The organism is Variovorax sp. 01T432 (assembly GCF_056398605.1).
Map to the genome: position 1 here is coordinate 187,076 of NZ_JBFTPS010000005.1, position 26,627 is coordinate 213,702.

The 26,627-nt window shown below is 64.0% G+C and carries 27 protein-coding genes and 1 pseudogene; all 28 read right to left on the reverse strand.

Going from position 1 to position 26,627, the window contains the following annotated elements:
* Nucleotides 1–8: 8 nt before the first annotated feature.
* The 28 genes and pseudogenes from AC1DNF_RS05950 to AC1DNF_RS06085 all read right to left on the reverse strand — a co-directional run bounded on the left by AC1DNF_RS05950 (nucleotide 9) and on the right by AC1DNF_RS06085 (nucleotide 26,622).
* Nucleotides 9–398 (reverse strand): phosphoribosyl-ATP diphosphatase, encoded by a 390-nt coding sequence (locus tag AC1DNF_RS05950; RefSeq protein WP_478147627.1) that lies wholly within the window; start codon nucleotides 396–398, stop codon nucleotides 9–11.
* Nucleotides 395–796, reverse strand: coding sequence for a phosphoribosyl-AMP cyclohydrolase (hisI, locus tag AC1DNF_RS05955; protein ID WP_478147628.1), 402 nt, complete (start codon nucleotides 794–796; stop codon nucleotides 395–397). The genes AC1DNF_RS05950 and hisI overlap by 4 nt, the downstream gene beginning before the upstream one ends.
* 47 nt (nucleotides 797–843) lie before the next feature.
* Nucleotides 844–1,623 carry an imidazole glycerol phosphate synthase subunit HisF gene (gene hisF / locus AC1DNF_RS05960; protein ID WP_478147629.1) on the reverse strand — a complete coding sequence of 260 codons (780 nt, stop codon included), beginning with the start codon at nucleotides 1,621–1,623 and terminating at the stop codon, nucleotides 844–846.
* 29 nt (nucleotides 1,624–1,652) lie between these two features.
* Nucleotides 1,653–2,495 (reverse strand): D-hexose-6-phosphate mutarotase, encoded by an 843-nt coding sequence (locus AC1DNF_RS05965; protein WP_478147630.1) that lies wholly within the window; start codon nucleotides 2,493–2,495, stop codon nucleotides 1,653–1,655.
* A gap of 166 nt (nucleotides 2,496–2,661) precedes the next feature.
* A complete protein-coding gene (gene hisA, locus AC1DNF_RS05970) occupies nucleotides 2,662–3,408 on the reverse strand; it encodes a 1-(5-phosphoribosyl)-5-[(5-phosphoribosylamino)methylideneamino]imidazole-4-carboxamide isomerase (RefSeq protein WP_478147631.1) in 747 nt (248 codons plus the stop codon).
* Nucleotides 3,409–3,454: 46 nt separating this feature from the next.
* Nucleotides 3,455–4,105 carry an imidazole glycerol phosphate synthase subunit HisH gene (gene hisH, locus AC1DNF_RS05975; protein WP_478147787.1) on the reverse strand — a complete coding sequence of 217 codons (651 nt, stop codon included), beginning with the start codon at nucleotides 4,103–4,105 and terminating at the stop codon, nucleotides 3,455–3,457.
* Nucleotides 4,102–4,743, reverse strand: a complete 642-nt coding sequence (gene hisB / locus AC1DNF_RS05980) for an imidazoleglycerol-phosphate dehydratase HisB (RefSeq protein ID WP_478147632.1) — start codon at nucleotides 4,741–4,743, stop codon at nucleotides 4,102–4,104. Before hisB ends, hisH begins: the two co-directional genes overlap by 4 nt.
* Nucleotides 4,740–5,828: a histidinol-phosphate transaminase gene (hisC, locus tag AC1DNF_RS05985; RefSeq protein WP_478147633.1), complete on the reverse strand. Its 1,089-nt coding sequence runs from the start codon at nucleotides 5,826–5,828 to the stop codon at nucleotides 4,740–4,742. Before hisC ends, hisB begins: the two co-directional genes overlap by 4 nt.
* A gap of 5 nt (nucleotides 5,829–5,833) precedes the next feature.
* Nucleotides 5,834–6,199 carry a hypothetical protein gene (locus AC1DNF_RS05990; RefSeq protein WP_478147634.1) on the reverse strand — a complete coding sequence of 122 codons (366 nt, stop codon included), beginning with the start codon at nucleotides 6,197–6,199 and terminating at the stop codon, nucleotides 5,834–5,836.
* 25 nt (nucleotides 6,200–6,224) lie between these two features.
* A complete protein-coding gene (gene hisD, locus AC1DNF_RS05995) occupies nucleotides 6,225–7,541 on the reverse strand; it encodes a histidinol dehydrogenase (RefSeq protein ID WP_478147635.1) in 1,317 nt (438 codons plus the stop codon).
* A 14-nt stretch (nucleotides 7,542–7,555) separates the two neighbouring features.
* Complete coding sequence (gene hisG, locus AC1DNF_RS06000; RefSeq protein ID WP_478147636.1) at nucleotides 7,556–8,197, reverse strand: ATP phosphoribosyltransferase; 642 nt, start codon at nucleotides 8,195–8,197, stop codon at nucleotides 7,556–7,558.
* Nucleotides 8,194–9,480, reverse strand: coding sequence for a UDP-N-acetylglucosamine 1-carboxyvinyltransferase (murA, locus tag AC1DNF_RS06005; RefSeq protein ID WP_478147637.1), 1,287 nt, complete (start codon nucleotides 9,478–9,480; stop codon nucleotides 8,194–8,196). Before murA ends, hisG begins: the two co-directional genes overlap by 4 nt.
* An 18-nt stretch (nucleotides 9,481–9,498) precedes the next feature.
* Complete coding sequence (locus tag AC1DNF_RS06010; protein ID WP_478147788.1) at nucleotides 9,499–9,753, reverse strand: BolA family protein; 255 nt, start codon at nucleotides 9,751–9,753, stop codon at nucleotides 9,499–9,501.
* A 164-nt stretch (nucleotides 9,754–9,917) separates the two neighbouring features.
* A complete protein-coding gene (locus AC1DNF_RS06015) occupies nucleotides 9,918–10,682 on the reverse strand; it encodes an ABC transporter permease (protein WP_478147789.1) in 765 nt (254 codons plus the stop codon).
* Entirely contained in the window at nucleotides 10,682–11,629 is a 948-nt protein-coding gene (locus AC1DNF_RS06020; protein ID WP_478147638.1) for an ABC transporter ATP-binding protein, read from the reverse strand. Before AC1DNF_RS06020 ends, AC1DNF_RS06015 begins: the two co-directional genes overlap by 1 nt.
* A 33-nt stretch (nucleotides 11,630–11,662) precedes the next feature.
* The gene (locus AC1DNF_RS06025; RefSeq protein WP_478147639.1) at nucleotides 11,663–11,935 is read right to left on the reverse strand and encodes an STAS domain-containing protein; all 273 of its coding nucleotides are present in this window, start codon (nucleotides 11,933–11,935) and stop codon (nucleotides 11,663–11,665) included.
* A gap of 6 nt (nucleotides 11,936–11,941) precedes the next feature.
* The gene (locus AC1DNF_RS06030; RefSeq protein WP_478147790.1) at nucleotides 11,942–12,634 is read right to left on the reverse strand and encodes an MlaC/ttg2D family ABC transporter substrate-binding protein; all 693 of its coding nucleotides are present in this window, start codon (nucleotides 12,632–12,634) and stop codon (nucleotides 11,942–11,944) included.
* A gap of 120 nt (nucleotides 12,635–12,754) precedes the next feature.
* A complete protein-coding gene (locus AC1DNF_RS06035) occupies nucleotides 12,755–13,501 on the reverse strand; it encodes an MlaA family lipoprotein (protein WP_478147640.1) in 747 nt (248 codons plus the stop codon).
* Nucleotides 13,498–13,995 (reverse strand): outer membrane lipid asymmetry maintenance protein MlaD, encoded by a 498-nt coding sequence (mlaD, locus tag AC1DNF_RS06040; RefSeq protein ID WP_478147641.1) that lies wholly within the window; start codon nucleotides 13,993–13,995, stop codon nucleotides 13,498–13,500. The genes AC1DNF_RS06035 and mlaD overlap by 4 nt, the downstream gene beginning before the upstream one ends.
* Nucleotides 13,996–14,148: 153 nt before the next feature.
* Nucleotides 14,149–14,730, reverse strand: a pseudogene (locus AC1DNF_RS06045) (ABC transporter permease); the annotation flags it as partial.
* Entirely contained in the window at nucleotides 14,727–15,548 is an 822-nt protein-coding gene (locus AC1DNF_RS06050; protein ID WP_478147642.1) for an ABC transporter ATP-binding protein, read from the reverse strand. The pseudogene AC1DNF_RS06045 and the gene AC1DNF_RS06050, both read right to left, overlap by 4 nt.
* Nucleotides 15,549–15,638: 90 nt before the next feature.
* Nucleotides 15,639–17,117 carry a glutamate synthase subunit beta gene (locus AC1DNF_RS06055; protein ID WP_478147643.1) on the reverse strand — a complete coding sequence of 493 codons (1,479 nt, stop codon included), beginning with the start codon at nucleotides 17,115–17,117 and terminating at the stop codon, nucleotides 15,639–15,641.
* A gap of 34 nt (nucleotides 17,118–17,151) precedes the next feature.
* Nucleotides 17,152–21,900, reverse strand: a complete 4,749-nt coding sequence (locus tag AC1DNF_RS06060; RefSeq protein ID WP_478147644.1) for a glutamate synthase-related protein — start codon at nucleotides 21,898–21,900, stop codon at nucleotides 17,152–17,154.
* Nucleotides 21,901–22,075: 175 nt separating this feature from the next.
* Nucleotides 22,076–22,777 carry a transposase gene (locus AC1DNF_RS06065; protein WP_478147645.1) on the reverse strand — a complete coding sequence of 234 codons (702 nt, stop codon included), beginning with the start codon at nucleotides 22,775–22,777 and terminating at the stop codon, nucleotides 22,076–22,078.
* A gap of 17 nt (nucleotides 22,778–22,794) precedes the next feature.
* Nucleotides 22,795–23,664, reverse strand: coding sequence for a class I SAM-dependent methyltransferase (locus AC1DNF_RS06070; RefSeq protein ID WP_478147646.1), 870 nt, complete (start codon nucleotides 23,662–23,664; stop codon nucleotides 22,795–22,797).
* Nucleotides 23,661–24,236: a DUF1415 domain-containing protein gene (locus AC1DNF_RS06075; RefSeq protein ID WP_478147647.1), complete on the reverse strand. Its 576-nt coding sequence runs from the start codon at nucleotides 24,234–24,236 to the stop codon at nucleotides 23,661–23,663. The genes AC1DNF_RS06070 and AC1DNF_RS06075 overlap by 4 nt, the downstream gene beginning before the upstream one ends.
* Nucleotides 24,233–25,495 carry an MFS transporter gene (locus AC1DNF_RS06080; RefSeq protein ID WP_478147648.1) on the reverse strand — a complete coding sequence of 421 codons (1,263 nt, stop codon included), beginning with the start codon at nucleotides 25,493–25,495 and terminating at the stop codon, nucleotides 24,233–24,235. The genes AC1DNF_RS06075 and AC1DNF_RS06080 overlap by 4 nt, the downstream gene beginning before the upstream one ends.
* Complete coding sequence (locus AC1DNF_RS06085) at nucleotides 25,492–26,622, reverse strand: deoxyguanosinetriphosphate triphosphohydrolase (protein ID WP_478147649.1); 1,131 nt, start codon at nucleotides 26,620–26,622, stop codon at nucleotides 25,492–25,494. The genes AC1DNF_RS06080 and AC1DNF_RS06085 overlap by 4 nt, the downstream gene beginning before the upstream one ends.
* Nucleotides 26,623–26,627: the final 5 nt, after the last annotated feature.

A 26,627-nucleotide genomic window follows, 5' to 3' on the forward strand; every position in this document is an offset into this window, starting at 1 on the left:
GTGTCCTCTCAGTCGTTGGACGCTTCGCGATCCTGCGCCTTGCGCAGAGCTTTTTCCTCGATGCCGCTGGTGCCCGCGCGGCGCTCGAGTTCCGCCACTACGTCGCGTGGGGAGAAGCCGTAGTGGGCGAGCGCCACCATGCTGTGGAACCAGAGGTCGGCCACTTCGTTCACTATCTTGGTCCGGTCGCCTCCGTGGTCGGCATCCTTGGCGGCCATCACGACCTCAGTGGCTTCCTCTCCAATCTTCTTGAGAAATGCGTCAGGGCCGCGGTGCAGCAGCCGGGCGACGTAGCTCGTGTCGGGATCACCCCCATGGGCGGGCAGACGGCTTTCGATGACCGCGGCCAAGCGGGCCAGCGCGTCTTCGGCGTTGCGTTCAGGTGCGTCCGTGCTCATCTTGGTGACGATGTATAGATCGATTCGGGGTCCTTCAAGACCGGCTCGGTCACGGTCCACTGGCCGTTCTCGTATTTGCTGAAGAAGCAACTGTGGCGCCCGGTATGGCAGGCGATGCCCGGCTCGTGGCCGAGCTGGGTGACCTTGAGCAGAACCACGTCGTTGTCGCAATCGATCCTGATTTCGTGGACGGTCTGCACGTGCCCGGATTCCTCGCCCTTGAACCACAGCTTCGCCCGCGATCGGCTGAAATACACGGCACGGCCGAGTTCGGCTGTTTTCGCGAGCGCTTCGCGGTTCATCCAGGCGAACATGAGGACGTCGTTGCTGCCCTGCTCCTGCGCGATCACCGGCACGAGGCCGCTCGCGTCCCATTTCACTTCGTCAAGCCAATTCATCGCAGCATTGTCGTGGATTAACTTGACGGAGCCGCGGACTTGGACAATCAAAGGCGAACGGGGATGCCGCGGGCCGCCATGCGGGCCTTGGCCTCGCCGACAGTGAACTCACCATAGTGAAAGATACTGGCCGCCAGTACGGCGTCGGCGCCTCCGTTCTGGATGCCGTCGGCCAGATGATCGAGGTCGCCGACACCGCCCGAGGCGATCACCGGCACGCTCACCGCCTCGCTCACAGCGCGCGTGAGTTCGAGGTCGAAGCCGCTCTTGGTGCCGTCCCGATCCATGCTCGTCAGCAGGATTTCGCCGGCGCCGCGGCGCACCATCTCGCTGGCCCATCGGACGACATCCATCCCGGTGTTCTTGCGGCCGCCATGGCTGTAGACATCCCACCCTGGCCCGCGCTTGGCGGCTTCTTCGGCGTTGCGCCGCTTGGCGTCGATCGCAACCACGATGCACTGGGCACCGTACTTCTGCGATGCATCCTCGATCACCTGCGGGTTGGCGATGGCGGCCGAGTTGAAGCTGGTCTTGTCGGCACCCGCGTTGAGCAGCCGGCGAACGTCCGCCACCGTGCGCACGCCGCCTCCGACGGTAAGCGGGATGAACACCTGCGACGCCACTGCCTCGATGATGGGCAGGATCAGGTCGCGCCCGTCGCTCGTGGCGGTGATGTCAAGAAAGGTCAACTCGTCGGCGCCCTGCGCGTTGTAGCGCGCTGCGATCTCGACCGGGTCGCCGGCATCGCGCAGTTCAAGAAAGTTGACACCCTTCACGACGCGGCCGCCGGTGACGTCAAGGCAGGGAATGATGCGTTTGGCGAGCATGGGATTCGGGATTCGTTCAGGCGAAGAAGTCAGAGGACCGTGAGTTGCTGCCAGGCTTGCCACTTGGCGCCGGAGCTCAGCAGAACGGCTTCGTCGATGCGTGCGGCCTCCACGCACAGCATGTGCCGCCAATCGTCGTCGGGCATGTCCGCCAGCCTGGCGCTCAGCACGGGCCCCGGGTTCCACACCACGGTTTCCGTGCAGCTCGCGCTTTGCGCAATCTCCAGCGTGCTGGAGGACTGTACAAGCCTCAGCGGTCGGACCGGCGCGACATACACGCTGTCGAATTCCGTCCCGAAGGTCAAGGCGGGTGCCAGTTCGACGTGGCGGTCGTCGCGCACCGCATCCCAGCGGTTCGCGCCCTGCAGCCCTTCGAGCCGCGCGGTAGTGACCTCTTCCACGCGCAGGTAACTGTGCAGCGCGGCCGCAAACGACCAGGGCCCGGTGCCGAGATTCTCGACCGTCAGCGCAACCCGCAGTGCATGGCGCGAAAGCGTCACCGCCAGACGGAGTCGAAATGCATGCGGCCAGATTGCGCGGGTGGCATCGCTGTCCCGCAGGGAGAGCACGAGCGTGTCGTCCTTGGCCTCTGCGTCCTGCCGCTCCTGCTCCCATGGCAGGTTGCGCGCAAACCCGTGCTTGGGCAAAGCGCCGCGCTGGTTGAACTGCGGCCAACAGAGCGGCACGCCGCCGCGGATGGCGCTGTGGCCATCGAAGACGGCATCCGGGCTGAGGTAAAGCCGCTCGACACCATCCGCAGTGATCCACGACAGCACCTGCGCGCCGTGCAGCGCCACGGTACAGCTGTCGCCCCCAGGCAGGGCAAGGTGCAGCGCAGGCTGACCACGGAAGGTGAGGGCTTTGACGGACATGACGTGATTCTAGGTTTCACCAGCCAAGCTTCCATGCAGAGCCCTTTGATCAGCTGACGAGCGGTCAGACGGGGGCTTCGCCACCGACGGCGACAACCCCACGCCTGCGCCCTGGCAACAGGACGATGATCAGCGCGAAGAGGTTCTCTGCCGACGCGGCGCAGCGTCAGGAAGCGTCGGCGAGTTCGTCCGCGCGAGCCTGCGCTGCGGCGAAATCAAGATCGCCCGAGTAGATCGCCCGCCCGCAGATGACGCCCTCGATACCGTCGGATTCGACAGCGCAAAGCTTGTCGATATCCGCCATGTTCGAAAGCCCGCCGGAGGCGATCACCGGAATGGTGAGGGCCTGCGCCAGCTTCACCGTGGCCTCGATATTGATGCCCGACAGCATTCCGTCACGACCGATGTCGGTGTAGATGATCGACTCGACCCCGTAATCCTCGAACTTCTTGCCCAGGTCGGCAACCTCGTGGCCGGTCAGCTTGCTCCAGCCGTCGGTGGCGACCTTGCCATCCTTGGCATCGAGGCCCACGATGATGTGGCCGCCGAAGGCACTGCAGGCGTCCTTCAGGAAGCCAGGGTTCTTGACCGCAGCGGTGCCGATGATCACGTAGCGCAAGCCGTCGTCGATGTAGCGCTCGATGGTGTCGAGGTCGCGAATGCCGCCGCCCAATTGCACCGGAATCTCGTCGCCCACCTCCTTCAGGATGGCCTTGATCGCGGCATGATTCTGTGGCTTGCCGGCAAAAGCGCCATTCAGATCCACCAGGTGCAACCTGCGCGCGCCGGCCTCTAGCCACTTGCGCGCCATGGCGGCCGGGTCTTCGCTGAAGATGGTGGACTGGTCCATGTCGCCTTGCTTGAGGCGAACGCAGTGGCCGTCCTTGAGATCGATCGCAGGAATGAGGAGCATGGTGCGGGATTGCGTGAAACGAGCGATGAAGCGTGTTCGACGCGCTTCAGGGATTCCAGTGGAGGAAATTTCGATAGAGCTGCAACCCGTGCTCCGCGCTCTTCTCGGGGTGGAACTGGGTTGCAAAAATATTATCGCGTGCGACGGCTGCGGTAAAGCGCGCACCATACTCCGTCTCGCCGACGCTGTGCCGGCTATCGTCCGGCTTCGCGTAGAAGCTGTGTACGAAATAGAAATAGCTCTGGTCGGGCACCCCCAGCCAAACGGGGTGAGACCGCATCTGCTGGACCTGGTTCCAACCCATCTGCGGCACCTTGTAGCGACTGCCATCAGGCTGCATGCGCCCGGCCAGGTCGAACTTGGTGACGTTGCCGGGAATCAGCCCCAGGCCATCGGTCGGACCCTCGTCGCTGCGCGACAGAAGCATCTGCATGCCGACGCACACGCCGAAAAGCGGCTTGCTGGCGGCAGCCTCGAGCACCGATTCCAGGAGCCCTGAATCGCGCAGTTCGCGCATGCAGTCAGGCATCGCGCCCTGCCCCGGCAAGACCACCCGGGCGGCGCGGCGCACGACGTCCGGATCGGAAGTCACGAGAACTTCCACGCCGACCTGGTCGGCGGCATGCTGGACAGCCTGCGACACCGAACGCAGGTTGCCCATGCCGTAGTCGACGACGGCGACAGTGTTCTTGGTCAGAGCGAGCCCTTCGTCGAAGGAATGACGCCGGCCGAGCGCGGATCGAGCTCCAGCGCCGCGCGCAGTGCGCGCGCGAACGCCTTGAACACTGTCTCGCACTGATGATGCGCATTGACGCCCTTGAGGTTGTCGATGTGCAGCGTCACGAAGGCATGGTTCGCGAAGCCCTGGAAGAATTCGTAGGTGAGCTGGCTGTCGAAGGTCCCGATCATGCCGCTGGTGAAAGGCACGTCCATCACCAGCCCGGGCCGGCCGGAGAAGTCGATCACGACCCGGCTCAGCGCCTCGTCCAGCGGCACGTAGGCATGGCCATAGCGGCGGATGCCCTTCTTGTCGCCCACGGCCTTGGCGACCGCCTGGCCGAGGGTGATGCCGACGTCCTCCACCGTGTGGTGACCGTCGATGTGCAGGTCGCCCTTGCAGTCGATATCGAGGTCGATCAGGCCGTGACGCGCGATCTGGTCGAGCATGTGATCGAAAAAGCCGATGCCGGTCGACAGCTTTGCGCGGCCGGTGCCGTCGAGGTTCAGCTGCACCGTGATCTTCGTTTCGGCCGTATTGCGGGTAACGCTTGCGGTGCGCGCGCCGTCGGTCATGCCGACAGCGACAACAGGCTCTGGTGCCGAGGGGGTGTTCATAGTGATGCTTCGAGGGCTGCGAGCATCTGCGCATTCTCGTCGGGAGTTCCGACGGTCAGGCGCAGGCAGTTCGCGAGCAAGGGATGCATTTTAGAAACGTTCTTGACCAGGACACCCCGGGCTTTCATGCCCTCGAAGCTCTTTGTGGCATCGGGCACACGGACCAGGATCATGTTGGCGTCGCTCCCCCAGCTCTTCACCGCGGACAGTCGGGCGAGGCCCTCGAAGACACGGGCACGCTGCTCGCGGATGTCCGCCGCCTGCTGCGCGAACACCTCGGCGTGCTCCAGCGCGAAGAGTGCGCACTCGCAATTGAGCACGCTGATGTTGTAGGGCGGCCGCACCTTGTCAATCTCCGCGATCAGCGCCGCCGGGCCCATCAGGAAGCCCAGCCGGACACCAGCGATGCCGAACTTGCTGAGCGTTCGCATCAGCAACACGTGACCATGGCGCGCGACGCGATCGATGTAGCTCTTGCCTGCGAAGGGCTGGTACGCCTCGTCGATGACGACCAGGCCGCGCTGCGCGCCTTGCGCCTCGACGATTCTCTCGATCGCCGCGTCGTTCCACAAGTTGGCGGTCGGATTGTTGGGATAGGCCAGATAGACGATGGCCGGCTTCTCGCGCGCGATGGCCTGGACCATCGCCGCCTCGTCGAGCTCGAAATCGGCGGTGAGCGGCACGCCGACGAATCGCAGGCCTTGGAGCTGGGCGCTGATCGCGTACATCACGAATCCGGGCACCGGCGCCAGCACAGTTGCACCGGGCAGGTCGCAAGCCATCGCCAGCAGCGAAATCAGCTCGTCCGATCCATTTCCGAGCATCAGCGCGAAGCCTTCCGGCATGGCCGCGTGGCTGGCCAGGGCACGCCGCAAGTCGGCGCTGCGCTCGCCCGGATAACGGTTCAACGCAAGCGCGCCCAGCCGCTGGCCCAGCGCAGTTTGCAGCGCGGGCGGCAGGCCATAAGGGTTTTCCATGGCATCGAGCTTGAGCAGGCCGCGTGCGTCCTGCACTGCATAGGCATGCATGGATTGCACATCGGCACGGATGCGGCCGAGCGCATGTGAGGTGGTGGTGGAGATCATTCGATTCAAGGGCTGCAACGGTAACTGTTGCGCAGGGCAGCGGAGAGGACGAGCTGGACCGGCATGTCCGCCTCGTAGTTGTCGCGGTTGCGGGTCAATTCGGTCTGGTAGAGCGAGCGAGCCATCGCCGGCTCCAGCCTGCGGCCGTTGACGCAGAACGACGGCTTCTGGCCCGAACGCTGTGCGGCATCGTTGGCCTCGCGCAGGCCCTCGACCACCCCGACCAGGTAGTAGTTCGCGTAGAGCTTGCCTTCCTTTTCGTTGGCTTCCAGCGTCCGCAACTCACGGATGCTCATGGCCTGCGCGCCCACGGCACAGGCCAGCAGGCTCAGACCCACGACAGACGCCCCAACTGTCTTACGGATTCGCATCAGGAAATCATCCACCTGGCCGCGGTCAACGCAAGCGCATGCGCGCCGCCTCGGCGTGTGCCGGCAGCCCTTCGCCTTCCGCCAGCGTCACCGCGATGCGGCCCAGCCCTTGCGCGCCCTCTTCGCTCACCTCGATCAGGCTCGATCGCTTCTGGAAATCGTAGACGCCCAACGGCGAGCTGAAGCGCGCGGTGCCACTGGTCGGCAGCACGTGGTTGGGGCCGGCACAGTAGTCGCCCAGGCTTTCGCTGGTGTAGGCCCCGAGGAAGATCGCGCCGGCGTGCTTGAGCAGTGGCTCCCACCGATGGGGCTCGCGGCTGCTGACCTCCAGGTGCTCCGGCGCGATCCGGTTGCTGATGTCGCACGCTTCCTCCATGCTCCGGGTATGGATGAGCGCGCCACGACCGTTGAGCGAGGCGGCGATGATTCCAGCCCGAGGCATCGACGGCAGCAAACGGTCGATTTCGCCCTGCACGCGGTCGATGTAGGCGCCATCAGGGCACAGAAGGATGCTTTGCGCCAGTTCGTCGTGTTCAGCCTGGCTGAACAGATCCATCGCCACCCAATCCGGCGGTGTGCTCCCGTCCGCCAGGACCAGGATCTCGCTCGGACCCGCGATCATGTCGATGCCCACCGTGCCGAAAACGCGGCGCTTGGCGGCCGCCACGTAGGCATTGCCGGGGCCTGTGATCTTGTCGACGGCTGGAATGGTGGCCGTTCCGTACGCCAACGCGGCGACGGCCTGCGCGCCGCCGATGGTGAAGGCGCGCGAGACGCCCGCAACATGCGCCGCGGCCAGCACCAGGGCGTTCTTTTCGCCGCCCGGCGTCGGCACGACCATGATGATTTCGCCGACGCCCGCCACATGGGCCGGAATGGCGTTCATGAGCACGCTCGACGGATAGGCGGCCTTGCCGCCTGGCACGTAGATGCCGACGCGGTCGAGCGGCGTGACTTTCTGGCCGAGCAGCGTGCCGTCGGCGTCGCGGTAGCTCCAGCTTTCGCCGCTCGCCTTCTTCTGGGCCTCGTGGTAGCTGCGCACTCGGCGCGCAGCGGCTTCGAGGGCATCGCGCTGGGCCGCGGGCAAGGCCTCGAAGGCCGCGCGCAATTCGTCGGACCTGAGTTCAAGCGCTTCCATGCGCTCGACGTCCAGCCGATCGAACCGCCGCGTGTAGTCGAGCACAGCGACATCGCCACGGCGCTGAACGTCGGCCAGGATGTCGGCAACGACCTGTTCGATGGCCGCATCCGCTTCCGCGGACCAATGCAGGCGCGCCTTGAATTCGGCCTCGAACGTGGCGGAAACAGTCGAAAGTCTGGCAGGAGAAGCTTGGAGTGTCATCGCGCTGCACCCGGTCACTGGGAAGGAATGGCCGACGCGAAGGCATCGACGATGCGGCGGATCGGTTCCTGCTTGAGTTTGAGCGCCGCCTGATTGACCACCAGCCGCGCGCTGATGTCCATGATGCGTTCGACTTCGACCAGATGGTTGGCCTTGAGCGTGTTGCCCGTGGAGACCAGATCGACGATCGCGTCGGCCAGGCCGGTGAGCGGCGCCAGCTCCATGCTGCCGTAAAGCTTGATCAAGTCGACGTGTACGCCCTTGCTCGCGAAGAACTCGCGGGCAAGCCCGACATACTTCGTCGCGACCTTGAGGCGCGAGCCCTGCTTGACTGCCGAGGCGTAGTCGTAATCGGCACGCACCGCCACGCTCAGGCGGCATGCGGCAATGCGCAGGTCCAGCGGCTGGTAGAGGCCCTGGTTGCCATGTTCGAGCAGCACGTCGAGCCCTGTCACACCCAGGTCGGCACCGCCATACTGGACGTAGGTCGGCACGTCCGAAGCACGCACCAGGACCACCCGCACGTCGGGCCGCGTGGTCGCGAGGATCAGCTTGCGCGATTTTTCGGGGTCTTCGGTCACCTCGATGCCGGCTGCGGCCAGAAGCGGCAGTGTTTCCTCGAAGATTCGACCCTTGGAGAGGGCGAGCGTTATCACGGCAACATCTCCGCCGGTCCGGCCACACGCTCGATGTCCGCGCCAATCCCGCGCAATTTGGCCTCCATGCGGTCGTAGCCGCGATCGAGGTGATAGATGCGGTCCACCAGGGTTTCGCCATCAGCCACCAGGCCGGCGATGACCAGGCTGGCCGACGCGCGCAAGTCGGTCGCCATCACAGTGGCGCCGGACAGCTGCTGCACGCCTTCGATCACCGCCACCTTGCCGTCGGTCTGGATCTTGGCGCCCAGCCGCAGCATTTCGTCGACGTGCATGAAGCGATTCTCGAAAATCGTCTCGGTCACGGTCGAGGTGCCTTCGGCGATCACGTTCAGCGCCATGAACTGAGCCTGCATGTCGGTAGGAAACCCGGGGTATTCGGTGGTGCGGAAGCTCTGCGCCTTCAGCCGGCCTCCGCTCTGGACACGGATGCCGCCGTCCACCGCGTACACATCGGCACCGGCCTCGCGCAGCTTTTCGATCACGGCATCCAGATGGTCGGCTCGCCCATGCTTCAGCACGACGTCGCCACCGGTGGCCGCGACCGCACAAAGGAATGTGCCCGCCTCGATCCGGTCGGCCACCACCTGGTGCGTGCAGCCGCCGAGCTCATCCACGCCCTGGATGCGGATGCGGCTGGTGCCGTGGCCTTCGATCTTCGCCCCCATGGCGATCAGCATTTCGGCCAAGTCCGAGATCTCCGGCTCCTGGGCGGCGTTCTCGAGCACGGTCTCGCCTTCCGCGAGCGTGGCTGCCATCAGGAAATTTTCAGTGCCGGTCACCGTGACCATGTCGGTCGTGATGCGTGCGCCCCGGAGGCGCTTGCGCCCGCCTCCGAGGCCGGCCACCATGTAGCCGTGCTCGACCACGATCTCCGCGCCCATGGCCTGCATGCCCTTGATGTGCTGGTCGACCGGCCGCGAGCCGATGGCGCAACCGCCCGGCAGCGAGACCTTCGCCCTGCCGAAGCGCGCCAAGAGCGGACCGAGCGCCAGGACGGAGGCGCGCATGGTCTTGACCAGCTCGTACGGAGCCTCGGGCACCTCGAGCGGCCGCGCATCGATGCGTACCGTGCCGTTGTCGTCGCGCTCCGCGCGCACCCCCATGTTGTGGACCAGCTTGAGCATGGTCTCGACATCCTTGAGCCGCGGCACGTTGTGGAGCGTCACGGGGCGATCGGTCAGGAGCGCCGCGCAAAGCTCGGGCAGCGCGGCGTTCTTCGCGCCGGAAATGAGCACCTCGCCGCGGAGCGTGCGCCCGCCGCGAATCAGAAGTTTGTCCATGAGAAATCCAGCGGAGGTCTAGCGGGAAGACGGGGAGGTCTGCTTTGCCCATTCGAGGGGCGTGTACGTTTTCATCGAGAGTGCGTGCACCTCGTCCGTGTGCATTTTCGCACCGAGCGTGGCGTAGACGCGCTGATGTCGCTGGATAGCGCGCTTCCCCTCGAACTCGGCGGAAACGATGGTGGCATACCAATGGCGGCCATCGCCCTCGAGCGCAATATGTTCGCAGGCAAGGCCCGCCTGGATGATGGTTTGGAGTTCTTCAGCGGTCATCTTGTTGGTCACCCCCAGGCTTGCCCGCTTCGTGTGGCCGCCCCCCCCGTTCAGGGGGGCGCCGTCTGCGGCCCGGCAAAGGCGGTTCCGCGCCGGCTTCCGATTTCAGGGGCGCGCCGCGCACGGCGGCCACACGAAGGGGGCAGGCCTGGGGGTATTTCATGTCATCCGCGGATTTTGTAGCCGATGCGAAGCATATGGACGGCAATTGCGCTGACGGCCAGCCAGGCGCTACCCACGATGGCGAAGCTCAGCCACGGAGACGCATCGCTGATGCCGAAGAAGCCGTAGCGAAAACCGTCGATCATGTAGAAAAACGGGTTCAAGTGGCTCACCGTCTGCCAGACGGGCGGCAGCGAACCGACGGAATAGAACACGCCGGATAGGAAGGTCATCGGCATGATCAGAAAGTTCTGGAACACGGCCATCTGGTCGAACTTCTCGGCCCAGAGCCCGGCGATCAACCCCAGTGTGCCCAGGATAGCCGCGCCCAGGAACGCGAATACCAGGATCCACAGCGGTGCGACGAAGCCGGGTGTCGCGAACAGCGCCGTCACCACGAACACGCCCAAGCCCACGACCAGGCCTCGCACAATCGATGAGCCGACATACGCGAAGAACCAGCCCCAATGGGACAGCGGTGTCAGCAGCACGAAGACCAGGTTGCCCATGATCTTGCTCTGGATGATCGAGGAAGAACTGTTCGCGAAGGCGTTTTGCAGCACGCTCATCATCACGAGGCCCGGCACGAGGAATGCCGTGTAGCTCACCGTACCGTAGACCTTCACGTGGTCCTCGAGCACGTGCCCGAACACCATCAGGTAAAGCAGCGCTGTCAGCACAGGCGCGCCGACCGTCTGGAAGCCGACTTTCCAGAAGCGAAGAACTTCTTTGTAGAGCAGGGCACGCCAGCCCAGCGCGCTGATCATCATCGGGCCACCTCCAGTGGTGTCTGTTCGCCCGCCATCAGGTCGATGAACACGTCTTCCAGGTCCGCCTTGCGCATCTCGACGTCCTCGACGTCCAGCCCCGCCTCCCGGATCGCCGCAAGCAGCCGCTCGACCTCGAGGGCGTTCTGAGCTGGCACCTGCACGATGCGCCCGGTCACGCGCGCATGCTGCGCAATCGCCCAGGGCAGCATGCCGTCGGTCTTGAAACGCAGCACGTTGCTGGCGGCGGACCGCAGCAGCTCGCTGGTGCGGTCCAGCGCGATGACGCGCCCTTGCTTGAGCATGGCGATGCGATGGCACAGCGCCTCGGCTTCTTCAAGGTAGTGCGTGGTCAACAGCACGGTGCTGCCCTGCTTGTTGAGCTTGGCGACGAACTGCCACAGGGTCTGGCGCAACTCCACGTCCACCCCCGCGGTGGGCTCGTCCAGCACGATGACGGGTGGCTTGTGCACCAGCGCCTGCGCGACCAGCACCCGCCGCTTCATGCCACCCGAGAGCTGGCGCATATTGGCACCGGCCTTGTCGGACAGGCCGAGACTGTGCAGCAGCTCATCGATCCAGTCGTCGTTGTTCTTGATGCCGAAATAGCCCGACTGGATTCGCAGCGACTCCCGGACGTTGAAGAACGGGTCGAAAACGAGTTCCTGCGGCACCACGCCGAGTTGACGCCGCGCCTTGGCATAGTCTCGCTGCACGTCGAAGCCATGAACGGTGATGGCACCGGCCGTCGGACGCACAAGGCCCGCAAGCATGCTGATGAGAGTGGTCTTGCCGGCACCGTTGGGCCCGAGAAGGCCGAAGAACTCCCCCTCCTCGATCTGGAAGCTCACTTGGTCGACAGCCAGCAGACCTGGCTTTGCCTGGGCGCGCTGCTGTCGCGAGGGAGGGTAGGTCTTGGAGACCGATTGGAAGGAGATGGCGGACATGGGAGCCCGCGATTCTAGGGGGCGTTACTTTTTCTAGGGCGCAGTGGGCAAAAGGCCCGCCACGCCGTACAGCGAAGCAAGCTCGCGCAAGCGCGGCGACAAGCCCTTGACCGCGAAGCCGCGACCGAGTGCGCTGGACTCGCGCCGGCACTCCAGCAATACCGCCAAAGCGGACGAATCGAAATGAACCAACTCGCTCGCGTCGACGACTGTAGACGATCCCGGCTGCCCGGCAAGTCCTTGCCGGAGCATGTCCACGCAGGCGGGCGCTTCGTCGTGCGTCAGTTTGGGCGGGAGCACCAGCATTGGACTTCAGGTCTTTCCGTTGCTGCTGTTGCTATTGCCATTGCCGTTGCTATTGTTCTTGTTGCGCTCCGCCAGCGCCGAGATCAGGCCGTCGATGCCCTTGCTGTTGATCTGTTGCGCGAATTGGGAACGGTAGGTATCGACCAACCAGACGCCGAGAACGTTCAGGTTGTAGATCTTCCAGCCGCCAGCCTCGCCAGGCGTCTTTTCAAGCCGATAGTCGAGTTGCACCGGGTCGCCGCGGCCACCACGGACCTCCGTGCGCACCAGCACTTCCTTGTCGTCCGTCGAGCCGCGGAACGGGCGTACCGTCACGCTCTGGTCACTGACCTGGTCCAGCGCGCCGGCGTAAGTACGTACCAATAGAGTCTTGAACTCCTCCTCCAGGCGCTTTTGCTGCTCCGGCGTAGCCTGGCGCCAGGCCGGCCCGACGGCGGAAGAGGTCATCCGCTCGAAGTTCACGTTCGGCATGATCTTCGAGTCGACCAGCGCCATGATCTTCTTGACGTCACCTGCCTTGATCGATTTGTCGGCTTTGATGGTGTCGAGCACGTCGGAGGAGAGGCGCCTCACGAGCGCGTCGGGCGCTTCATCCGCCGCATTGGCGGGCCTCATGAAGACGGTGGCCGCGCCCAACAAGAGCAGGCTGGCCATGGCGAACCGCCCCAGGGAGCGGCGTTGAAGAAGAAGCTGTTTCATCGGATAGGTCTCTTGTTTCAAATCCAGGTTTGGACGGCGACCTTGACAGTCTGGCACCACGCTACGGGTGCTGTGTTTCAGAACCTGTGGGCGCCTGCAACCGAATGCAATAGCCTGGCGTCAATCACCATCGTTGGGCAAATTGCCGTCGTACACCTCGTTGCGGCGGCGTTGCAGAAACGCATCGCGGGTAAACGAATACTTGTCGAGCGCAGCGTCGTCAAGCAATTGACCCACACGCAGGAGATTGGCCCGGACGTCAACAGCGCGCAGCGCGTAGAGCGAATTTCGGACCGGAACGTCGTCGATGTACCCGACGAGATCGCCCTTCCAATCCACCGGCAGAGCCGCGGTATCCCGCAGCGTGGAAGGGCCCAGGATCGGAAGCACGACATATGGGCCGCTAGGCATGCCCCAACGGCCCAATGTCTGACCGAAATCTTCATGATGTCGGTCGATACCGGCTTCGGTGGCGATGTCCAGCAGTCCGCCCAGCCCGAAGAACGTGTTGACGTTCACCCGCATGAAGGTCTCGGCGCTGTACTGCAACTTGAGCTGGGCCACGCTGTTGATGAAGCTCCAGACATCGGAAAGGTTGCCAAAAAAGTTGCTGACACCCGCGCGCACCGGCGACGGCAAAATCTGGCGATAAGCCGTCGCCGCCGGCCGCAGAACCGCGTCATCTACCGCTTCATTGAAACGCCAGACTTGGCGATTCAACGGCTCAAGCGGATCGGCCCGGTTCGCGTTGGGGCCCGTCGCGCAGCCGACGAGCAAGGCAGCCGCGACGCAAAGGCCTCCATGGAATGCACCGGAAGCCGCTCTCCGAATCGAGATCGGCAAGGCGGAATAAGGTCGTGGATTCATTTCTTGTTGGAACTGGCTGGCGGCGAATTGCTGCTACTGCCCTCGGCCGCCTTGCTGTAGATAAACTGGCTGATGAGATTTTCCAGCACAACAGCCGATTGCGTCTCGGTGACCGTGTCGCCGGGCTGGAGGGTCTTTTCTTCAGCGCCCGCCTCGATACCGATGTATTGCTCGCCGAGCAAGCCGCTGGTCAGGATCTTGAGGGAACTGTCCTTGGGAAAGCTGTATCGGCTTTGCAGCGCAAGCGTGACCTTGGCTTGAAAGCTTTTGTCGTCGAAGGCGATCGATTCGACGCGGCCTACGACCACGCCCGCGCTTTTGACCGCTGTTTGCGGCTTGAGGCCGCCGATGTTGTCAAAGCGCGCTGTCACGGCATAGGTCTTCTGGAAATTCAGGCTCAAGAGGTTGGCAGACTGAAGCGCCAGAAAAAGCAGCGCCGCTGCGCCGATCAGCACGAACAAGCCGACCCAGATGTCGTTTTTGGAACGTTGCATGTATTGCTCTCTCGTCAGTAGTTCGCCATCAGGCAGGCCTGACCCCGGGGCATGAAACCGGGGTCACAGTCAAATTCGGCGTTCGATGGCATGAGTTTCTTAGTAGTTCGCCATCAGGCAGGCCTGACCCCGGGGCATGAAACCGGGGCCACAGTCAAATTCGCCCTGCATCTGGCCCCAGAAAGCGCCGGCGTCGACCCGCAGCATCAGCACGCCGACCACATAGCCGCCCATCACGCCGACCGCGCTGAACACGGCGGCCAGTAGCGGCATGGTGATGACGCCGCCCCAAAAACGAGGCGCGAGGATCCGCTGGACCGGGTCGACCGCCATCATCTCCATGGCACTCAATTGTTCTCCGGCCCGCATGAGGCCGATCTCCGCAGTCAGCGATGTGCCCGCTCGCCCCGCAAAAAGCAGTGCCGCCACGACCGGACCAAGCTCCCGAACGAGACTCAGCGCTACCAGCAGCCCAAGCGCCTCGGAGGAGCCGTAGCGTTGCAGCGTGTAGTAGCCCTGCAGTCCGAGCACGAAACCCACAAAGAGCCCCGAGACTGTGATGATCGCCAATGAATAGTTGCCGAGGAAGTGGATCTGGTCGCGCACCAGGCCGAAGCGCCGCAGGCATTGCGCGCCCCGGCCCGCCAATCGGACGAAGAGCCGCGCTCCGCTCCCGAGGTCGGCCAGCTTGCGACGCACGGCGAAGCCCACGTCCGAAGGCCGGTACCAGCTCATGCCCGCCCTCCCTGGACATTGCCGAAATCATCCTCGACCCCGACGGCGGGGTAGTGGAAATGGACTGGCCCGTCGGGCAATGCGTTGACGAACTGATGAACCAGCGGGTCCTCGCTCAAGCGCACCTCGTCGGGTTTGCCTTGCGCGGCGATGCGGCCGTTGGCCAGGATGATGACATGGTCGGCGATGCGGAAGGTCTCTTCGAGATCGTGCGACACCACGATGCTGGTCAGGCCCAGCGTATCGTTGAGCTGCCTGATCAGGCGCGCAGCCGTCCCGAGCGAAATCGGATCGAGTCCCGCGAAAGGCTCGTCGTACATCACGAGATCCGGGTCGAGCGCGATGGCGCGCGCCAAAGCCACGCGACGTGCCATGCCGCCCGACACTTCGCTCGGCATCAGATTGCGCGCACCGCGCAAGCCGACGGCGTCAAGCTTCATGAGCACGATGTCGCGGATCAGGGCTTCGGGCAGACGCGTATGCTCGCGCAGCGGAAAGGCCACGTTGTCGAACACGCTCATGTCAGTGAAGAGGGCACCAAACTGGAACAGCATGCCCATGCGGCGCCGCACCGCATAGAGCGCATCGGCCTTCAGCTTGCCTACATCCTCTCCATCGACCAGAACCTCGCCGCTCTGCGCGCGCAACTGCCCGCCGATCAGACGAAGCACGGTGGTCTTGCCGCCACCCGAGGCGCCCATGAGCGCAGTCACCTTGCCGCGCGGCACGGCGAAAGTGACGCCATCCAGGATGGGGCGCTCACCGTAGCCAAAACGGAGTTCACGGAATTCGACGAGAGAAGAGCTGGATGGGTTCACTTAAAGAAAGAGCCGGGGCGCCTTTGCAGACATCCCGGCTCGCGGTTTTCCCTATGATAATGGAGGCGCCGTTGCGGCGCTGCCACAGGTTCAACGCGGAAGGTCGCTGAAGCCCATCAGGTATTCATCGACGGCGCGTGCGGCCTGGCGCCCTTCGCGAATCGCCCACACGACCAGCGATTGTCCGCGGCGGATGTCGCCGGCGGCAAACACCTTGGGAACGTTGGTCGCGTAGCCGCCAATGAAATCGACGGTGGCCTTCGCGTTGCCGCGCGCATCCTTTTCGACACCAAAGGCATCGAGCACGGCACTGACCGGACTCACAAATCCCATCGCCAGCAGCACCAGGTCGGCCTTCAGGACCTCTTCCGAGCCCGGAATCTCGACCATCTTGCCCTCCTTCCACTCGACGCGCACGGTCTTGAGGCCGGTGAGTTTGCCCCTCTCTCCGATGAATTCCTTGGTCGAAATGGCGAATTCGCGTTCGCAGCCTTCTTCGTGGCTTGAACTGGTGCGCAGCTTGTACGGCCAATATGGCCAGGTGAGCGGCCGGTTTTCTTCCTCCGGCGGCTGGGGCATCAACTCGAACTGGGTCACGCTCGCCGCGCCGTGGCGGTTGCTGGTGCCCACGCAGTCCGAGCCGGTATCCCCGCCACCGATGACGATGACGTGCTTGCCATCCGCGCGGATCTGTCCCTTGACCTTGTCGCCGGCATTGATCTTGTTCTGCTGCGGCAGGAACTCCATCGCGAAATGAATGCCGTCCAGATCACGCCCCGGAACGGGCAGATCGCGCGACTGTTCCGCGCCACCGGTCAGGAGCACCGCGTCGAATTCCTTGTCGAGTTGCTCGGGAGTGACCGTTTCCTTGGCCCAGTTCGTGACCTTGGAGCCCTTGCCCAATGGGTCCTTCGAGGCACCGACGATCACGCCCGTGCGGAAGCTCACGCCCTCGGCCTTCATCTGCTCCACGCGGCGATCGATGTGCAACTTCTCCATCTTGAAGTCAGGAATGCCATAGCGCAGCAGGCCGCCAATACGATCGTTCTTCTCGAACAGTGTGACGTCGTGCCCGACCCGCGCGAGTTGCTGAGCCGCCGCCATGCCGGCGGGGCCGGAGCCGACGACCGCGACCTTCTTGCCCGTCTTGTGCTTGGCTGGTCGCGCCGCCACCCACCCCTCACCCCACGCACGATCGATGATCGAGTGCTCGATCGACTTGATGCCGACGGGGTCGTCGTTCACGTTGAGGACGCAGGCGGCCTCGCAGGGGGCGGGGCAGATACGCCCGGTGAACTCGGGGAAGTTGTTGGTCGAATCCAGGACGGCGAAGGCGCTCTGCCAGTCGTCTCGATAGACTAGATCATTGAAGTCCGGAATGATGTTGTTGACCGGGCATCCGCTGTTGCAGAACGGCGTGCCGCAGTCCATGCAGCGCGCGCCCTGAATCTTGGCCTGTTCGGCATCGAGTCCGACGACGAATTCCTTGTAGTGCTTGACGCGCTCCTCGATGGGCCTGTAGCCCTCCTCGATACGCTCATGTTCCATGAAGCCGGTGATCTTGCCCATCGTGCTGTCCTGTCGTTCTCTGTTCTTGTGCTGATCAGACCGCAACCGGCTTGACCGGCTTGCTCATGGCGTGCGGCTCCAGGCCCACGTGCGCATTGTTGCCGCTGCTCGTGAGCTCGACCTGGCGGTCGTGAATCTCGGCCAGTGCGCGCTTGTATTCGTTTGGAAAGACCTTCACGAATCGCGTGCGGGCCACTGCCCAGGTGTCGAGCAGTTCGCGCGCGCGCTTGCTGCCGGTCCAGCGATGGTGCTCCTCGAGCAGCTTCTTGAGCTGTGCCTCGTCCGTCTCGCCGTCATGCCAGATTTTGCGGTGCACGCTCGCGATCTGCTCCGCGGACGTCAGCACCCTGTCGAGCGACACCATCGACAGGTTGCACCGCGAGGCGAACTCGCCGTCCTCGTCATAGACGAAAGCCACGCCGCCGCTCATACCGGCCGCGAAGTTACGCCCGGTCTTGCCGAGCACGGCAACGGTCCCTCCGGTCATGTACTCGCACCCGTGATCGCCAGTGCCTTCGACGACCGCCGTGGCACCCGAGAGCCTCACCGCGAAACGCTCGCCGGCGACCCCGCAAAGGTAAGCCTCGCCGGTGGTTGCACCGTACAGCGCGGTGTTGCCGACGATCGTGTTGCGCACCGCTTCGCCCCGGAAGTCGAGACTGGGGCGCACAACGACCCGGCCGCCAGAAAGACCCTTGCCCGTGTAGTCGTTGGCATCGCCGATCAAGTAGAGCGTGATGCCGCGCGCCAGGAACGCACCGAAGGACTGCCCACCCGTCCCTTCGAGCTGGATACGGATCGAATCGTCGGGAAGGCCTTGCGGATGCACCTTGGTCAGCGCACCCGAGAGCATCGCGCCGACCGAGCGGTTCACGTTGCGCGCCACCTCGATGAACTGGACCTTCTCGCCCTTCTCGATCGCTGGGCGCGACTTTTCGATCAGCTTGTTGTCGAGGCTCTTTTCGAGGCCGTGGTCCTGGTTCTCGACGTGGTAGCGCGGCACGTCGGCAGGCACGTTCGGCTGCGCGAACAGGCGGCTGAAGTCGAGGCCGCGCGCCTTCCAATGCTCGATGCCTTGCCGGGTGTCCAGCAAGTCGGCGCGCCCGATGAGGTCGTTGAACTTGCGGATGCCCAGCTGCGCCATGATCTGGCGCACTTCCTCGGCAACGAAGAAGAAGAAGTTCACGACGTGCTCTGGCTTGCCCGAGAACTTCTTGCGCAGCACCGGGTCCTGCGTCGCCACGCCCACCGGGCAGGTGTTGAGGTGGCACTTGCGCATCATGATGCATCCTTCGACCACCAGTGGCGCCGTCGCGAAGCCGAACTCGTCGGCGCCGAGCAGCGCGCCGATGGCCACGTCGCGGCCCGTCTTCATCTGACCGTCGGCCTGAACGCGGATGCGGCCGCGCAGGCGGTTGAGCACCAGCGTCTGCTGCGTTTCGGCCAAGCCGATCTCCCAAGGACTGCCGGCATGCTTGATCGACGACCAGGGCGAGGCGCCCGTGCCTCCGTCATGGCCCGCGATCACGACATGATCGCTCTTGCACTTGGCCACGCCGGCGGCGATGGTGCCGACGCCGACCTCGCTCACGAGCTTGACGCTCACGCTGGCGTGCGGCGCGACGTTCTTCAGGTCGTGGATCAACTGCGCCAAGTCCTCGATGGAATAGATGTCGTGATGCGGCGGCGGCGAAATCAGCCCCACGCCGGGCACCGAGTAACGCAGCTGGCCGATGTAGTTGGAAACCTTGCCACCGGGGAGTTGACCGCCCTCGCCCGGCTTGGCCCCTTGCGCCATCTTGATCTGCAACTGGTCCGCAGACGAGAGGTATTCGGCCGTGACGCCGAAGCGACCTGACGCGACCTGCTTGATCTTCGAGCGCAGCGAGTCGCCGTCCTTCAGCGGAAGATCGACCTCGACATTGGCCTCGCCGATCACGCTCTTGAGCGTGTCGCCCAGCTTGATCGGGATGCCCTTGAGCTCGTTGCGATAGCGCGCGGGATCCTCGCCGCCCTCGCCGGTATTGCTCTTGCCGCCGATGCGGTTCATCGCCACGGCCAGCGTCGAGTGGGCTTCGGTACTGATCGAGCCCAGGGACATCGCACCGGTCGCGAAACGCTTGACGATCTCGGCCGCTGATTCGACCTCGTCCACAGGGATTGCCCTCGCCGGATCGATCTTGAACTCGAACAGGCCGCGCAGCGTGAGATGGCGCCGGTTCTGGTCGTTGATGAGCTGCGCGTATTCCTTGTAGGTGCTGAAGTTGTTGGCGCGCGTGCTGTGCTGGAGCTTGGCGATCGCATCGGGCGTCCACATGTGCTCTTCGCCGCGCGTGCGCCAGGCGTACTCGCCGCCGGCGTCGAGCATGTTGGCGAGCACCGGGTCGTCGCCGAAGGCGGCCTTGTGCATGCGGATCGCTTCCTGCGCAATCGCGAACACGCCGATGCCTTCGACACGGCTGGCGGTGCCCGTGAAATACTTGTCGACCGTCTCGCTGTTGAGGCCGATGGCCTCGAACAACTGGGCGCCGCAGTAGCTCATGTAGGTGCTGACACCCATCTTCGACATGATCTTGGACAGCCCCTTGCCGACCGCCTTGACGTAGTTGTAGATAGCCTTCTCTGCACTGAGTTCGCCCGGCAGGTCCTCGTGCATCGCGGCGAGCGTTTCCATCGCGAGGTATGGGTGCACGGCTTCCGCGCCGTAGCCGGCGAGCACGCCGAAATGGTGGACTTCGCGCGCTGAACCCGTTTCGACCACGAGACCCGCAGTCGTGCGCAGGCCTTCGCGCACCAGATACTGATGAACCGCCGACAACGCCAATGGCGCGGGGATGGCGACTTGCGTCGGGCTCACGGCTCGATCACTCACGATGAGGATGTTGTGGCCGCCCTTAATCGCGTCGACCGCCTCGGCGCACAGCGATGCCAGCTTGGCTTCGACCCCCTCCTCGCCCCACGCGAGCGGATAGGTGATATCGAGCGCGTAGCTCTTGAATTTGCCTTGCGTGTACTTGCCGATGTCGCGCAACTTCGCCATGTCTGCGAAATCGAGGATCGGCTGGCTCACTTCCAGCCGCATCGGCGGGTTGACCTGGTTGATATCGAGCAGATTCGGCTTCGGGCCGATGAAGGACACGAGCGACATCACGATCGCTTCGCGGATCGGGTCGATGGGCGGGTTCGTCACCTGGGCGAACAACTGCTTGAAGTAGTTGTAGAGCGGCTTGTTCTTGTTGGACAGGACGGCCAACGGGCTGTCATTGCCCATCGAGCCGATGCCCTCCTCGCCGGCTTGCGCCATCGGGCTCATCAGGAACTTGATGTCTTCCTGGGTGTAGCCGAAGGCCTGCTGGCGATCGAGGAGGGCAACCTGGCTCACCGGCGCCTGCATCGGCTGCGCCTCGACGCTGTCGAGCTTGATGCGCAGGTTCTCGATCCACTGTTTGTAGGGCTTGCTGTTGGCAAGCGTGGCCTTGACTTCCTCGTCGTCGATCATGCGGCCTTGTTCCAGGTCGATCAGGAACATCTTGCCGGGCTGCAGGCGCCACTTGCGAACGATCTTCTGCTCAGGCACCGGCAGCACGCCGGATTCGGAGGCCATGATCACCAGGTCATCGTCCGTTACGCAATAACGCGAAGGACGCAAGCCGTTGCGATCGAGCGTGGCGCCAATCTGGCGGCCGTCTGTGAAGACGATCGAGGCGGGGCCATCCCACGGCTCCAGCATTGCCGCGTGGTACTCGTAGAAGGCGCGGCGACGCGGATCCATGGTCGCGTGCTGCTCCCAGGGCTCCGGAATCATCATCATCACGGCCTGGCTGATCGGGTAGCCCGCCATGGTCAGCAGCTCCAGGCAGTTGTCGAAGGTCGCGGTGTCGGACTGACCGGGGAAACTGATCGGATAGAGCTTCTGCAGGTCGGCGCCCAGCACCGGCGAAGACATCACGCCTTCGCGGGCCTTCATCCAGTTGTAGTTGCCCTTGACCGTGTTGATTTCGCCGTTGTGGGCGACATAGCGATACGGATGCGCCAGCGGCCATTCGGGGAAGGTATTGGTGGAGAAGCGCTGGTGGACGAGACCCAGGGCCGAGACGCAGCGCTTGTCCTGCAGATCGAGGTAATAGGTTCCGACCTGATCGGCGAGCAGCAGGCCCTTGTAGACCACGGTACGGCTCGACATGCTGGGAACGTAATATTCCTTGCTGTGCTTGAGCTTCAGGCGCTGGATGTTGGCGCTGGCGGTCTTTCGAATGACGTACAGCTTGCGCTCCAGAGCATCTTGCACGATCACATCGTTGCCGCGGCCGATGAAGACCTGACGCAGCAGAGGCTCCTTCTTGCGCACGGTCGGCGACATCGGCATTTCCCGATTGACCGGGACGTCGCGCCAGCCCAGCAGCACCTGACCTTCCGCCTTGATGGCACGCTCCATCTCCTGCTCGCAGGCCTCGCGGGATGCATGCTCCTTGGGCAGAAAGATCATGCCGACGCCGTATTCGCCTGGCGGGGGTAGCGTGACGCCTTGCCTTGCCATCTCCTCGCGGTAGAGCAAGTCAGGCAACTGGATCAGGATGCCGGCACCATCGCCCATGAGCTTGTCAGCGCCCACTGCGCCACGATGGTCCAGATTCTCGAGAATCTTGAGACCCTGCAGAACGATGGCATGGCTTTTCTCGCCCTTGATGTGGGCCACGAAGCCGACGCCGCAAGCGTCGTGCTCATCAGCACCAGAATACAGACCGTGTTGTTGGAGATGCTCGATCTCGGCAGCCGTCGTCATGGGCGTGCTCCTTCAGTTTTCGCAGGGAAAAGGAGCATATTGCTTTGCACAAATAATGCCAAATACTTTAATTGGGGTCAGATTACCATTAAATCATGAATGATCTGGCCGATAGCTTTATGGGGACAGATCAAAAACGATAGCACTCAGACCCTGCTGGTATTGCCTTTGCACGCTATTGTGAGGAATCGCGAGTGCGAGGAGGTCGCCCTGGACGCGCCTTGAGCAAACGTCGCGCTGTCGTTTTCTGTAACGACTCGAGGAATGTGAGATCTCCTGCAGCCCATCCATGCAGGGTTGCCTCGGTCAACACGCCCTCATCCGCTGCCGAAACGCCGGCGCGCACCAAATCGGCATATGCGGCTTCGCGAGCGAATGGCGTGTTGCCGAGCGTCCAATAGATCGGATGCGGCGTCAGCCACTTGTCATGCCGCAGTCCGGCATAGTGGGCATGGCTCGACCAGGGATAGTCTTGCGGCTCGGTCACCATTGCGGCACGGACGGGATTCAGGTCCATGTACACCATGCAGGTGAGCAAGAAGCGATCGGCCTGGATCAGACTCGACTTGTACCGTCCTTCCCACAAGGTCCCGGAGCGCCCGTGCCGATCATTGAAGTAGCGCACATAGCGCCGCCCGACGGCTTGCATCCACAGGGCCAGCCCATCGCTGGTCGACGGCGTTGCGAGCAAATGGAAATGGTTGTCCATCAGAACGTAGGCGTGCAGCGCGACGCCGAAGCGGGCGGCGTTCTCGCCGAGCAGGCCAAGCAGCATCTCGCGGTCCGCACGGTCGACAAAGACCTCTTGGCGGTTGTTTCCGCGCTGGATCACGTGGTGCGGATGGCCGGCCAGTGTGAGGCGAGGCAGGCGTGCCATGGCGAGACGAATGCGGTTCAGGGCAGGCGGAAACGCGTCGCCAGGAGCGACTCCAACCCGAACTGACTCAATAATTCGCCAAGCCGGACTGCCGCACTGGCTTTGCGCTGTCCCGTATGGCGCGCGATGATTAGCTCGTTCTTCATGCTGTGCTCCCAGCCCACCAGCTCCGTCACCGTGACCTGGTAGCCGTTCGCCTCGAGATAAAGGCAGCGCAGCACGTTGGTGAGCTGACTGCCGATTTCGCGGGTATGCAGAGGATGTCGCCAGAGCTCGGCCAGCGGCGTGCGCGACAGTGCCAGCGCCTTGGTCTGGCGAAGGCACGCGGCAATCTCCGCCTGACAGCAGGGCACCAGCACCATGAATCGCGCCTGTTTGGCGAGGCCGAAGGCGATCGCGTCATCGGTCGCGGTATCGCAGGCATGCAGGGCCGTCACCACGTCGATCCGGTCCGGCAGCCCAGCCGCGCTCGCCGACTCGGCGACGCTCAGGTTGAGAAAGGACATCCGGTCGAAACTCAGCTGCCGTGCAAGCACTCGCGACTTCTCGACCAGCTCGGCACGTGTTTCGACCCCGTAGACAGCCCCCCCAGCGCGCTGCTTGAAGAACAGGTCGTAAATGATGAAACCCAGATACGACTTGCCCGCGCCATGATCGGCCAGCGTGGCTCCGGCGCCGCTTTCCGGCAGTTCGAGCAACAGCTTCTCGATGAACTGGAACAGGTGATAGACCTGCTTGAGCTTGCGGCGTGAATCCTGGTTGAGCCGCCCCTCGCGCGTGAGGATGTGCAGTTCCTTGAGCAGTTCGATCGACTGCCCCGGGCGCAATTCGGCCAGCACATCGGCTTGCGCCTTCGCTGTCTTTGAAGCCTTGACAACCGTGCTCATCGCCCCGCTCCTCCAGGACCCACGTCGAGCGCCGCCCACCCTTCAGTGCCAAGCGCCTCCAAGGTCTGGATGTTGCGTTCGAAGATGGCCTCGGCTTCCGGAAAGGCGTCGACTGCACGGCTCACGCTTTCCTCGCGCAAGAGGTGCAGCGTGGGGTACGGAGCTCGATTGGTAGCGTTCGTGATGTCGTCGGCCTCTGCTCCAGCGAACTGAAAGAGCGGATGAAAGCTCGCGAGCTGGAACTGACCCTCAAAACCCTCGCGCGCCAGCCGGCGTTCGGCGCGAACGGCGAAGTCGTTGAATTCCAGGAAGTCAGCCAAGGTATTCGGTGCAATCAAGAGAGTCGTATCCCGCTCGGAGGGCGCGCAAGCTGCGAGGTCTTTCGCTTCTGATAGCAGCGCGTCGATGAGGCCGGCCTCGCCGCGCGCCGGGAAGACGGCATAGTGGATCTGTCGCTTCGCATGCACCGACTTCGCGAACGGGCAAAGGTTCAGCCCGATCACTGCCCGTTCGAGCCAGCGCCGGGTATCGGCCTCGGCCTGTGTCGCCGAAATTGTGACAGCGTCGTTCATGCGGTGCCGGCGCGGGGACTTGCGGGCGAAATCCGGGAGACCAGGGCGAAACCCGCGATCGAACAGAGTACTGTGACAACCCAGGTCAGTTGCCAACCACCCACGCGGTGGGCTACCCAGGCGACGACCGGCGGCGCGATGAACTGGCCAAGAGACGATGCCTGCTGCATCAGGCCGACCGTCGTCGATACCGTGGCCGGCCCCGGCGCGAGGCGGACCGCCAGAAAGAAGAGCGTCGCCGGCACGAGGCCACCCCCAAGCGAGAACATGCACACGGCGAGGTACCGCAGCGCTGGGGGCAAGCCGACAACCGCTCCAGGAGGCCCGATCTGGGCAAATGCGGCCACACTCCCGAGCGCCATCGCTCCAAAGCCGCAGCGCAACAGGAGCCCGGGCGGCACACCACGCTGCAACAGCCGGCCACCGGCCACATTGCCCACGATATTCATCGCCGCGGCCAATGCCGTGAGTACCGCACTCCACCCGCCCGGAACGCCCGCCGCGGCATAGATCGAGGGCAGGAAGCCGATCACGGCCATCCATTGCGAGGAATAGACAGCGAACGCGAGGGCCACTGTCCATGGTCCGCTCGCGCCGAGGGTGTCACGCAGACGCACGTACCAGGGCTGGGAAGCTGTCGCGGCCACTCTCCGGCGAAGCCTGTCGTCGGGCACGGCAAGCGCAACCCACACGCCCGCGGCAGCGGACACCAAGGCCAGCGCCCACCACCAGCCGGGCCAGCCCAGCCAGGCGATCAACGCGGGTCCGGTCAGAAGCGCCAGCGCCACGCCGAGCGGCATGTAGGCGCCCCACAGGCCAAGCGCCATCCTCTCCGTCCCGGGTGTGGACATCGCCCGGATCAACCCCGGTCCCGGCATCACGACCAAAAGGAAGCCGACGCCCTCGAGTGCACGCAGAACCAGCAGCAAGGGCACGGCTTGCGCACCTATATCGATCAGGGCCCCGACCAGGCCTCCAAGCACACTCGCCAGTGTGACGACGATCAGCCCGGCCAGCATGCTGCGGCGCAATCCGACCGTATCTGCCCCGAGGCCGACGAGCAGACCCAGCGTCATGCCGGCGACCTGCACCAGCGAGAGCAGGAATCCGGCCTCCACCAGACCGATGCCCAGAGACGCCTGCAAAGCCGGCACTGCCGGTGGCAGCTTGCCCAGATGCAAAGCCGCTGCGACGCCGGCCCCGACAACGGCAAGCGCCGCGGAGGGCACCCGCCCATGAACTCGCCGTGCGTCGTTCATTCGATCCATCGCCTGCCCGTGAGGCGCTCGTGTTCCCTGATCGCAAAACGATCAGTCATGCCAGCAATGTAATCCGCCACCGCGCGGTGCCGGCCGGCGCGCTGTGCGAACGAGGTCGGCATTTCAGCCGCACCGTCGAGGTAAGCCGAGAAGAGTTCGCGCACCACCTCCTTCGCCTGGTTCGCGGTCTGCATGACACGAGGATGCCGATAGAGGTCGCGAAAGAGAAAACGCTTGAGCTCGGATGATTCCACGCGCATGGCTTCGCTGAAGAGCACCAGCGGCGGCGCTCGACGCGCCTCGTCGGCATCGACAGGCGCGGCCGCTTCGAGCGCGGCACGCGTCGCATCGATCACATCGTAGACCTGCGCGCTCAGCATTCTGCGGATCGTCTCGTAGAGCACGCGGCGGCCCTGGAGCTGAGGATATTCGGCGAGCGCTTCCCGGCGGTAACGATCGAACAGCGGGACCTCGCTCAGTCGCTCGATGCTGATGAGGCCCGAGCGCACGCCGTCGTCGATGTCATGCGCGTTGTATGCGATCTCATCGGCGAGGTTGCAGAGCTGCGCTTCGAGGCCCGGCTGCGTGCGGTCGCAAAATCGGCGAGCGACGCCGCCGGGCTCCGCCGCCTCGATGCGCCGCGCATTCGCCTGCGAGCAGTGCTTGAGAATGCCCTCGCGGGTCTCGAAACTGAGGTTGAGGCCGTCGTACTGCGGGTAGCGGTGCTCGAGCTCATCCACGACACGCAGGCTTTGCAGGTTGTGCTCGAAGCCCCCATGGTCCTTCATGCACGCGTCCAGTGCATCCTGTCCCGCGTGACCGAAGGGCGTATGCCCGAGGTCGTGCGCCAGCGCGATGGCTTCGACAAGGTCTTCATTGAGCCGGAGTGCCCGGCCGATCGAGCGGCCCAGCTGGGCGACTTCGAGCGAATGGGTCAGCCGGGTGCGAAACAGATCCCCCTCGTGGTTCAGAAACACCTGGGTCTTGTAGACCAGCCGTCTGAACGCGGTGGAATGGACGATTCGGTCGCGATCGCGCTGAAAAGCATCCCGGGTCGGCGCGGGAGGCTCGGGATGCCGCCGGCCGCGCGACAGCGATGGATCGCTGGCATAAGGCGCGCAAGTCATCGATC

Bases quoted from the DNA above. Each gene is read 5' to 3' on its own strand.
- hisA (WP_478147631.1), bottom strand. From the start codon at position 3,408: ATGCTCCTCATTCCTGCGATCGATCTCAAGGACGGCCACTGCGTTCGC.
- AC1DNF_RS06035 (WP_478147640.1), bottom strand. From the start codon at position 13,501: ATGAATCCACGACCTTATTCCGCCTTGCCGATCTCGATTCGGAGAGCG.
- AC1DNF_RS06020 (WP_478147638.1), bottom strand. From the start codon at position 11,629: ATGTCCGCCATCTCCTTCCAATCGGTCTCCAAGACCTACCCTCCCTCG.
- AC1DNF_RS06025 (WP_478147639.1), bottom strand. From the start codon at position 11,935: ATGCTGGTGCTCCCGCCCAAACTGACGCACGACGAAGCGCCCGCCTGC.
- hisB (WP_478147632.1), bottom strand. From the start codon at position 4,743: ATGAACACCCCCTCGGCACCAGAGCCTGTTGTCGCTGTCGGCATGACC.
- AC1DNF_RS06065 (WP_478147645.1), bottom strand. From the start codon at position 22,777: ATGGCACGCCTGCCTCGCCTCACACTGGCCGGCCATCCGCACCACGTG.
- AC1DNF_RS06080 (WP_478147648.1), bottom strand. From the start codon at position 25,495: ATGAACGACGCACGGCGAGTTCATGGGCGGGTGCCCTCCGCGGCGCTT.
- murA (WP_478147637.1), bottom strand. From the start codon at position 9,480: ATGGACAAACTTCTGATTCGCGGCGGGCGCACGCTCCGCGGCGAGGTG.
- AC1DNF_RS05965 (WP_478147630.1), bottom strand. From the start codon at position 2,495: ATGTCCGTCAAAGCCCTCACCTTCCGTGGTCAGCCTGCGCTGCACCTT.
- AC1DNF_RS06060 (WP_478147644.1), bottom strand. From the start codon at position 21,900: ATGACGACGGCTGCCGAGATCGAGCATCTCCAACAACACGGTCTGTAT.
- AC1DNF_RS06030 (WP_478147790.1), bottom strand. From the start codon at position 12,634: ATGAAACAGCTTCTTCTTCAACGCCGCTCCCTGGGGCGGTTCGCCATG.
- AC1DNF_RS06070 (WP_478147646.1), bottom strand. From the start codon at position 23,664: ATGAGCACGGTTGTCAAGGCTTCAAAGACAGCGAAGGCGCAAGCCGAT.
- hisD (WP_478147635.1), bottom strand. From the start codon at position 7,541: ATGACACTCCAAGCTTCTCCTGCCAGACTTTCGACTGTTTCCGCCACG.
- AC1DNF_RS06085 (WP_478147649.1), bottom strand. From the start codon at position 26,622: ATGACTTGCGCGCCTTATGCCAGCGATCCATCGCTGTCGCGCGGCCGG.
- AC1DNF_RS05990 (WP_478147634.1), bottom strand. From the start codon at position 6,199: ATGCGAATCCGTAAGACAGTTGGGGCGTCTGTCGTGGGTCTGAGCCTG.
- mlaD (WP_478147641.1), bottom strand. From the start codon at position 13,995: ATGCAACGTTCCAAAAACGACATCTGGGTCGGCTTGTTCGTGCTGATC.
- AC1DNF_RS05950 (WP_478147627.1), bottom strand. From the start codon at position 398: ATGAGCACGGACGCACCTGAACGCAACGCCGAAGACGCGCTGGCCCGC.
- AC1DNF_RS06075 (WP_478147647.1), bottom strand. From the start codon at position 24,236: ATGAACGACGCTGTCACAATTTCGGCGACACAGGCCGAGGCCGATACC.
- AC1DNF_RS06010 (WP_478147788.1), bottom strand. From the start codon at position 9,753: ATGACCGCTGAAGAACTCCAAACCATCATCCAGGCGGGCCTTGCCTGC.
- hisF (WP_478147629.1), bottom strand. From the start codon at position 1,623: ATGCTCGCCAAACGCATCATTCCCTGCCTTGACGTCACCGGCGGCCGC.
- AC1DNF_RS06055 (WP_478147643.1), bottom strand. From the start codon at position 17,117: ATGGGCAAGATCACCGGCTTCATGGAACATGAGCGTATCGAGGAGGGC.
- hisI (WP_478147628.1), bottom strand. From the start codon at position 796: ATGAATTGGCTTGACGAAGTGAAATGGGACGCGAGCGGCCTCGTGCCG.
- AC1DNF_RS06015 (WP_478147789.1), bottom strand. From the start codon at position 10,682: ATGATCAGCGCGCTGGGCTGGCGTGCCCTGCTCTACAAAGAAGTTCTT.
- hisC (WP_478147633.1), bottom strand. From the start codon at position 5,828: ATGATCTCCACCACCACCTCACATGCGCTCGGCCGCATCCGTGCCGAT.